Below are 8577 nucleotides of genomic sequence, written 5' to 3'. Positions count from 1 at the left end.
TTTCTGCATGACCATTTTCAAAAAAATAGCTCGCTGATACACCTTAACATCAACTCTAAGCTCAGAAATAATCTCATCTAACTCTTGAATAGTTAAATGATTCTCTATTTTAATTTTGCTTTTCCCCACCATAAAAAAATATCTGTAACTAATCAGTTAAATAAGTTTCGTAATTAACTATATATAATAGGTTTAGAGAATAATAGAATAATATAATCTTTATAAAATGATAAACATTCTATAAGAAGCTTTTAAAAGTTTAATCCTAATTACATTAAAACACATGAAAACATCAAAATACTGATTAATCCCCATAAAATTTCTATATGATTAAATATCCATTGTTAAATATTCTATTCTGCCTATCTGTAGTCTAGCATTCCATGAGTGTAATAGTACTGTAATTCAGAAGCATGTTGAAGTTCAAAGTTGCGATAGGGTAAACTTATGTAAGGAGTTAACATTCCAGTTATGACATAGTAATATGCTGCGAACCTACCGTATTCTTTCCAAGTTATGTAAAAGTAAAGTGGTAATCCGCACCCTTGAGAAAATATAGGGTTTCCTGCCCGGGAAGTTCCATGCCATACCATGGGTATTGATCCTTCCTGCCCATTTTGGCGGGCTAATTTTAAAATATATCTACGAGCCTCATTCCAATTATTAAATTCCATTCCATCTGCCTTAAATTTATACCTGCCATCAGGAGGCCCATACAAAGCCAAATTAATCGAATCCGTATAGTTTTTTGGCCCTTCAGCACCAGTGCCCCTAGTGTCAATAAAGGCCATTTCTATTATCAACACATCCCCCTCCATATAGTGACGATAATTGGAATCTCCAGCAAAATGCACCACCAGAGCACATTTAGAATTCCTTTGCTTCGCATACTCTGCTAAAAGCTTAGAATGAGGGTTACCAGGGTACATATCCGGATTAGACAGTTTAACAAAACCCAATCTTCCAACTGGTTCAAAAGGACCCATATAAGCCGAAACAGCAAAGTACCCCCCCAATATTACCAAGACCACTAGGAGTACAACTTGCCATTTCATTTCTTCACCGGAATTTTTAATATAATTTGATTCTTTATTTTATTCTTTTCAGTTTAAGGTTCAGTTTAAGGCAAGACTTCCTTAAAGTTGAATTAAAGGATAGTCACAATATTTTCTAATCCTTATATATCATTATTACTTTTAAAGATTTTGTTTTCTCCACATATGGGGGAATGGTGGAATAAAGGCTACTAATAATAATCCAAAAGATATTTACAAAGAGATTTTATCAAGAAAGACTTCTCTTGAGTAGTATTCCAATTGTATTGCCAAATTAAGTACTGTTAAATTATTTGGTTCACATAGTACAATTAGTAATTGAATACTATGTGCTGATATTAATAATCCCCATTTATTGGGAACTAATAAACTTTCAACCTAGATTCTTATCTTATATATTGTATGAAACATAATTCCTTAAATTGAGTGAGGAGTGGTTCGTGTGGATATAGGATACTTAACATCCGATGCAATGAAATATCCTTTAACTGACTGGAAGAAAGTGATTATTCTGGGTATACTATTTTTTGCCAGTTTTTTAATTGTTCCTGCCTTTTTAGCTATGGGCTATGCTTTCAGATCATTGAAATGGTCCATAGCAGATGTTCATGAACTTCCTGATTTTGATGAATGGAGTGAAATGTTTTTCGATGGTTTGAGAGTTTTCCTGGTGCAACTGGCTTACTTCCTAGTTCCATTTATAATAATATTTGCTGGATTATGGGCTTCCATTAATTCAATTTTAACCCTTCAGAGTTCTGGGAGTGTTTTGGACCCTGGTGCAGCATTAAGTTTGATGGGAGGACTATTTATTCTGGGATCTATATTTGCAGTTGTTTCTGGTGTATTTTTCACTATTGCACTGGCGAATATGGCTTATTATGATGGAGAGATATCTGCTGCCTTTCGCTTCAAGGAACTGCTGAATATGATCACGTCAATTGGCTGGGTGGATTACATCATATGGTACGTAATGATGATCCTCATTGGATTGGGGGTGGGTTTTTTGGCAACCATACTTGTATTTATACCAATTCTGGGCTGGGCTTTGATTATACTGGTAATTTATCCCTACTTGTACCTATTATACGCACGAGCTTTAGGACTTTTATTTATTTCGGGATTGCAGGAACTGGGATGAATAATTTTTTTTAAAAAATTCTTTTCACAATATATGTTATTTATTACATATAAAGTGAAAGAAAGACGGTATCTTTTTATAATAAAAAAATCAAAGAACACAAACACCCTAAAAGGAGGTAATAAAATGGAAATTGGAGAAATTATATCGAATTCCCTGAGTTATCCATCAGAGGATTGGAAGAAAGTACTTATTTTTGGAGTTTTATTCCTGATAAGCATTTTAATTATTCCTGCATTTCTGGTAATGGGCTACTTTTTCCGAATTTTAAAAGGTTCCATTGCTGGTTTCGATGAACTCCCTGACTTCGATGAATGGGGAGAAATGTTCATTGACGGCTTGAAGTTATTTGTTGTACAGTTTGTATATTTCTTGATACCATTCCTAGTAATCGTGATCGGAATATGGGCTTCAATAGCTTCCATATCCACAGGAACAATTACTAACCCCAGTGCAGCTTTTGGACTGATTGGTGGAACCACTATCATCGGAATGATTTTAGCCATCATATTCGGACTCATAGCAACTATTGCCATTGCAAACATGGCCCTGAACAACGGTGAACTCGGAGCAGCCTTCAGATTCAGCGAGATCATGGAACAAATTGCCATGATCGGATGGGGAAAATACATAGTATGGTATATAGTAATGATTGTCATTGGATTTATTGGAGGCATAATTGCCAGTGTACTTAACATAATCCCTATTATTGGAACAATCATTGCACTTTTAGTGGTTTACCCCTACCTGTACATGTTCTCCGCCAGATCTCTTGCCCTGCTATTTGCATCAAGCGTTGAAGTTCAGTGAAAATTTGGAGAATGAAAAACTTTATTATTTTTTTATTTTTTTGGATTTTAAGATATTATATGAATTTTTAACCCAAAAGATGAATTTATTAATTTTAGTAATAGCTGTTAAATTGGAACTTTTTATATAAAATAAACTTCATATATAAATACACATTAATCAACCAAGGAGGTTAAACCATGGAAATTGGAGAAATAGTATCTGACTCTATTAAGTACCCGTCATCTGACTGGACAAAAATAATCATTTTTGCAGTAATTCTTCTGATACCGATCGTGAACTTCATTGGACTGGGTTATGTTCTCCGAATCATTAAAGCAACCGTGGCCGGGATAGATGACCTGCCTGACTTTGATGAAGTGGGAGATATGTTCATTGATGGTTTAAAAGTATTCGTGGTTGGAATTGTATATGCCATACCCATATGGATAATTGCAACCATAATAGGATTAATTCTAGGTGCAATATTCCCTGCAACAACAACTTATTACACCGGGACAGATGCTACCGCCCTAATCGGTGGGATGATAGCTTCTTATGCAGTAGTATTCATTGTAGCGCTCATTATAGGCTTAATAGAAATTATGGCCATAGTCAACATGGCATATTATGATAGTGAACTGGGAGCTGCATTCCGTTTCAGTGACATCTTAAATTATATATCCACAATTGGCTGGGGAAAATACATCATTGTCTATATAATCATTGCATTAATCGGTGCAGTCATAGGCATTGTAGCAATGTTCGTAGGGCTTTTACTACTATTCGTTGGTGTGTTCATTACCATGCCACTGGCAATGTCCTATCTGTACATGTTTGGAACTCGTGCCATAGCATTGTTATTCACCGATGCACTAACCGAAGCCCCTGCATAAAAAAATCCTTATTTTATTTTTTTTTATTTATTTTCTTAAAAATTGATTAATCCACTATAAAACAAATCAGAACAATATTTCTATCTAAATACTACCAAAATCCATTTATTTATCTTAATTTTAAAAAAAAAATAATGGTAGGGTTAAAAATAAACCACTCATTTTAGCTCTAAAGTCCTGTTAGTCTTAACCCGGTTATCTCTGCAGTATCACTGTTTAAGGCTCTTAAGTCGTCTGGAGTGAACTTTCGTATATCATCGTGCCCTGCCAGTTGCGCCAGCATCTTAGTCTCCTCAGTCATGGACTTTATATAATTGGCCACTCGCATGGCAGCCAGATCTACATCCAATCGTTCGCAAAGTAAAGGATCCTGGGTGGCTACCCCTACAGGACACTTTCCAGTGTAACACATACGACAGGCACGGCATCCCATGGCGATCATGGCCCCTGTTCCAATGTAAACTGCATCAGCACCCAGGGCCATGGATTTAGCCACATCTGCTCCGCTTCTTATCCCCCCGGTGATGATTAGATCCACGGTGTCTTTCATTCCAATTTCTTCCAGTCCGTGCACTGCTTCCATCAGTGCTGCCAGGGTGGGTATTCCTGTATGTTCAATTACCACTTCTGGTGCGGCTCCTGTACCTCCTTCCATACCATCAACTGAGATTACATCAGCACCGGCTTCTGCCACCAGTTGCACATCATCTTTAACCCTTCCCGGCCCTAATTTTACCACAATGGGCACCTGCCAGTCGGTTACTTCACGGAGGAGTTCAATGTGTTTTTCCAGATCTCCTGGTCTGGTGGCATCTAAGAAACGTGCAGGACTGAGTGCATCAGTTCCCAAGGGTATTCCCCTGATTTCTGCTACTTTAGGACTGACTTTCTCTGCCAGGAGGTGTCCTCCCATACCTGGTTTGGCTCCCTGACCTATTTTAACCTCAATAGCATCAGCCACGTTAAGATAGTCTGCTGAAACCCCGAATCGGCCTGATGAGTACTGTACCATTAGTTTGTCTGCATATTCTCGTTCTTTGGGAAGCATTCCCCCTTCACCAGTGTTGGCACATGAACCAACCAGAGCTGTTCCTTTGGCCATGGCCAGCTTACATTCTTCTGATAATGCTCCAAAGGACATTCCTGCTATTAAAACTGGTGTTTCCAGTTCCAATGGATTTTCAGCGTACCGGGTTCCCAGAACCACTTTGGTGTTGCAGGCTTCCCTGTATTTGTCCACCGGAGATACTGATGCCTGCCCTGGCAATATTATAATATCATCCAGATTAGGGAGTCTTCTTTCGGTCCCGAATCCCCTTAAAACATATTTACCTGCCTTGGAAGTATAGCGAATATCAGCAATGGTTCTGGGATCCCATATACTCCCGGCCCCTGTTGGTATCAGGACGGGGCAGGCTGCAGTACATGAACCACACATTATACACTTACTTTTATCAATTTCGGCATGATTATCCACTATTTCAATGGCATCGGTGGGACACACAATTTCACATGTTCCACAGAAGACACATAGTCCTTCAGTTGATACTGCCAGTTGCCCTGAGGGAGATAGAGGTCTGGGAGAACTAGATCCTAAGGAGTTATCCATTTCAAAGTTTTGCTGCAATCCAGTGGCGAATTCTTTAACATCCACCACACTCAAACATCCTTCCTTACAGGCCTTTACACAGGCGGGCTCTTCTTCACCATTCTCCATACACTGCTGTTCACACTTAAGCATTTCATCTTCAGTGTGGGTGATGCTACCTATAGGGCACATTAACATGCACAGGCGACAGCCCACACACAGTTCCTGGTTGATTTTAACCACATCACCTTCACGATAAATTGCATCTCTAAAACAGCCTCTGAGGCATGAAGGATTTATACACTGCTGGCAAACTATGGTTTGATAACCTTCAGTCATCTTATGCAGGAATATTCCACTATCACCATTTACTGATACGCAGGCTTCAATACAGTCATTGCATCCATCACATTTTTCAGGGTCGGTTAAAAGTATCTGTTTCATTTGGATGCCTCCTCATCACCATAGAATGGTCTTAACTCCTGTGGCCCGATTTTAATAAAATCTTCTGCATTAGCATCGATGTTGTATTTCTGGAAGATTGAGGATAGTTTTTCCTTATCCTGAGAATCCAGTTCACTTACAGTAGCATTTGTTCCGGTCTGGTAATCTCCAGCTATGTAAATGTTTCCACCAATCATCCAGTCCCCGGTGTCTTCTCCAGCATCTCCAGTAACGATTATATCTCCACTTAACATGTACAGTCCAGCGAGATTTCCCATGTTTCCATCTATTACCAGGGTACCTCCTTTATTTAGCTGACCTACTGCATCTCCAGCATCTCCATAGACAACAATGGTGCCATTATAGGTTCCGAATCCCACTCCTTCCTCTGCTGATCCTCTTACAATGATCTCGCCAGAGGTCATGTTATCACCCACGTAACGACCTGCGTTTCCATCAATTTCTATGGATGCGCCGTTATTCAGGGCAGCAACAAAATCCCCTACATCACCTTTTAAGGTAATTTCTGTTCCAGGACCTAAACCTACTGCTATGGAATCTAGTTTTCCAGGATTTTCCAGAACAATATTCTTCTTATCTTCAGATAGAGCTTTTTTTATTTCCACGTTCGTTTGTCGGGTTGTAAAGTCTTTTGCTTTTATCAGGGCTTCTTTTGTACTCGTTCAGATTCCCCCTTATTATTTTAACTTGAGGATAATGCATCACCGTGACGTATATACTTTACTTTTCATTTAACTTTTGGAGTATACAATTATATAGTAAAATGAGACAATAGTTATGTGGAAGGTAATTTCATGAAAACATTAATCACTAATCTAAGGGGACAGTGCCTATTCAATGTCTCTATGAAAACACAACCAGAAGGATTAATCAGCTTGCATTATGGTAAGCACCGTAAAACAGAATTGGATTCTTTTTTAAAGGGTGGTGAAATTAGGATAGATACAGAAGATCCCCATGATGCATTGAATAGAATTTTAGAGATTATTAGAGGAGCTAAGATCCATGGTGATGTTTATGTTGCTTATGGTTCCGGAGATATTGGCCCTCTTTTAAATTTTGCAGCCAATAAAGAAGGAGTAAAGGGTATTCTCACTTGTTTTGGTGAGAAAGTAGTTCAATTACCCCCTTTACAGTTAAAAATTTCCGAAACACGTCTTAAAATAATGAAAATATTAAATAATAAAGACTTAACTGCTGTTGAGATTGGAAAAAAAGTTGAAATATCCAGAGCTATGGTTTACAAACATCTGAACGGCCTTATAGAGATGGGACTGGTTAAAAGGTCCACTTCAATGGAAAAATACAGCATCACCAGTGCAGGGAAACTAGCACTGTATTAAAATCATTTTATTTATTTAATCGACTTATAACTAAGTATTTAACACCAATTAAGGGCATAACAATTAAGGGCATCGTATTGACTTGGTTTTCTAAGAGTTTAAGATATAAATCTACTGATAAGCCGTTTTTGATTTCACTTTTTATTGAACAATGATTTGAACAACGATGGAAAGAATAATTTAATACATTATAAAAATAATAAAATAATGAAATAAATATAAAATAAGAAAATAATATTATATTTTTAATCTGTTAGAAACGAATTTTGAATTTTCATGTACAACTTTACTGGATTCAGGATCTTATGAACAAACACAAAGCAACATTTATTCCATGGGATATTCTATGCGTAGTTTGTAACTGGCTTTATCGCTTAATAGCACAGTTCCCGGGACGAAGTAGTCCTCAAATTTCTGGACCTTCTTCACCATGCACGGTTCAATATCAATCTTCTTGGTGTAGGATCGACATTCATCATCATCAATCATACCCTTCTTTACCAACTCAATATACCTCATTTTTATTGTTTCCTCGCTTAACAAACCCATTTGATCACCTAATAGTACCTTGTACAAACTTATATTTAAATTATTTGCAACCATAACTGAAAAATGTATATTTATTACCAGTATAATCTTAAAAATTGTAAACAATGTTTATATATATGGTGATTGGGATGAAAGAAGATGAAAAAATGAATGAAATTGTGGAAATTGATGATACAGACCGTAAAATCATTAATTTATTCAATGAAGATGGAAGAATGTCTTATAGGAAAATAGCCAAGCGTTTGAATGTTTCCATTGGTACTATTCACAATCGTATGGAAAAACTCACTCAAAAAGGTGTCATAAAGAAATTTGCCCCAGTTATAGATCACAGTAAACTTGGCTACAACCTCACCACCATCATTGGAGTAAGAGTGAAGGGAGGAGTGCTTGAAAACTGGGAGGACCGAACTGCTTATCATAAAAACGTCCTCTGTATGTATGATGTTACAGGAGAATTTGATGCAATACTTGTTGCCAGATTTAAAGATACCAGCGAACTGGACCAGTTCATTAAAGGCTTACTAAAAGAACCTGACGTTCAAAGAACCTACACTCAAACCGTGCTAAACATTGTGAAAGAAGATTTAAGTTCCAGTAAAATGTTATAAAAAGATTACTTGATAAATATTTTTATAAAAAAACATTATCTAATTAAAATTTGGAATAAATAAATTAGAATAGAAGGTATAAAAAAAGATAATTAATATTTCTATGGTAATATTTCTATTTACAAAAAAATGGAGGGGTT

9 protein-coding genes are annotated in these 8577 nt (G+C 37.0%); 5 read left to right on the top strand and 4 right to left on the bottom strand.

What is annotated here, in order from left to right:
- Positions 1-362: 362 nt before the first annotated feature.
- Positions 363-1055 (bottom strand): hypothetical protein, encoded by a 693-nt coding sequence (locus HVN35_05020; GenBank protein ID NYB51899.1) that lies wholly within the window; start codon positions 1053-1055, stop codon positions 363-365.
- Positions 1056-1497: 442 nt separating this feature from the next.
- Between HVN35_05020 and HVN35_05015 the strand changes: the two genes are divergently transcribed.
- From HVN35_05015 to HVN35_05005, 3 genes are all read left to right on the top strand, one after another.
- Positions 1498-2196, top strand: coding sequence for a DUF4013 domain-containing protein (locus tag HVN35_05015; GenBank protein NYB51898.1), 699 nt, complete (start codon positions 1498-1500; stop codon positions 2194-2196).
- Between the two features lie 126 nt (positions 2197-2322).
- Complete coding sequence (locus HVN35_05010) at positions 2323-3006, top strand: DUF4013 domain-containing protein (protein NYB51897.1); 684 nt, start codon at positions 2323-2325, stop codon at positions 3004-3006.
- 179 nt (positions 3007-3185) lie between these two features.
- Positions 3186-3881: a DUF4013 domain-containing protein gene (locus HVN35_05005; protein NYB51896.1), complete on the top strand. Its 696-nt coding sequence runs from the start codon at positions 3186-3188 to the stop codon at positions 3879-3881.
- Between the two features lie 169 nt (positions 3882-4050).
- On the opposite strand, the gene HVN35_05000 is transcribed toward HVN35_05005, so the two are convergent.
- Positions 4051-5913: a 4Fe-4S binding protein gene (locus HVN35_05000; protein NYB51895.1), complete on the bottom strand. Its 1863-nt coding sequence runs from the start codon at positions 5911-5913 to the stop codon at positions 4051-4053.
- Entirely contained in the window at positions 5910-6578 is a 669-nt protein-coding gene (locus tag HVN35_04995; protein NYB51894.1) for a tributyrin esterase, read from the bottom strand. The genes HVN35_05000 and HVN35_04995 overlap by 4 nt, the downstream gene beginning before the upstream one ends.
- Before the next feature lie 150 nt (positions 6579-6728).
- Here HVN35_04995 and HVN35_04990 point away from each other — a divergent pair, with 150 nt between their 5' ends.
- A complete protein-coding gene (locus HVN35_04990; protein NYB51893.1) occupies positions 6729-7277 on the top strand; it encodes a winged helix-turn-helix transcriptional regulator in 549 nt (182 codons plus the stop codon).
- Between the two features lie 327 nt (positions 7278-7604).
- Here HVN35_04990 and HVN35_04985 read toward each other — a convergent pair whose 3' ends face one another.
- Complete coding sequence (locus HVN35_04985) at positions 7605-7826, bottom strand: hypothetical protein (protein NYB51892.1); 222 nt, start codon at positions 7824-7826, stop codon at positions 7605-7607.
- 128 nt (positions 7827-7954) lie between these two features.
- Between HVN35_04985 and HVN35_04980 the strand changes: the two genes are divergently transcribed.
- Positions 7955-8437, top strand: coding sequence for an Lrp/AsnC family transcriptional regulator (locus tag HVN35_04980; GenBank protein ID NYB51891.1), 483 nt, complete (start codon positions 7955-7957; stop codon positions 8435-8437).
- The last annotated feature ends 140 nt before the right edge of the window (positions 8438-8577 follow it).

This window comes from Methanobacteriaceae archaeon, from assembly GCA_013403005.1.
In the GTDB taxonomy this organism is placed as follows: domain Archaea; phylum Methanobacteriota; class Methanobacteria; order Methanobacteriales; family Methanobacteriaceae; genus Methanobacterium.
This window is presented reverse-complemented; position numbering and strand designations above follow the sequence as displayed.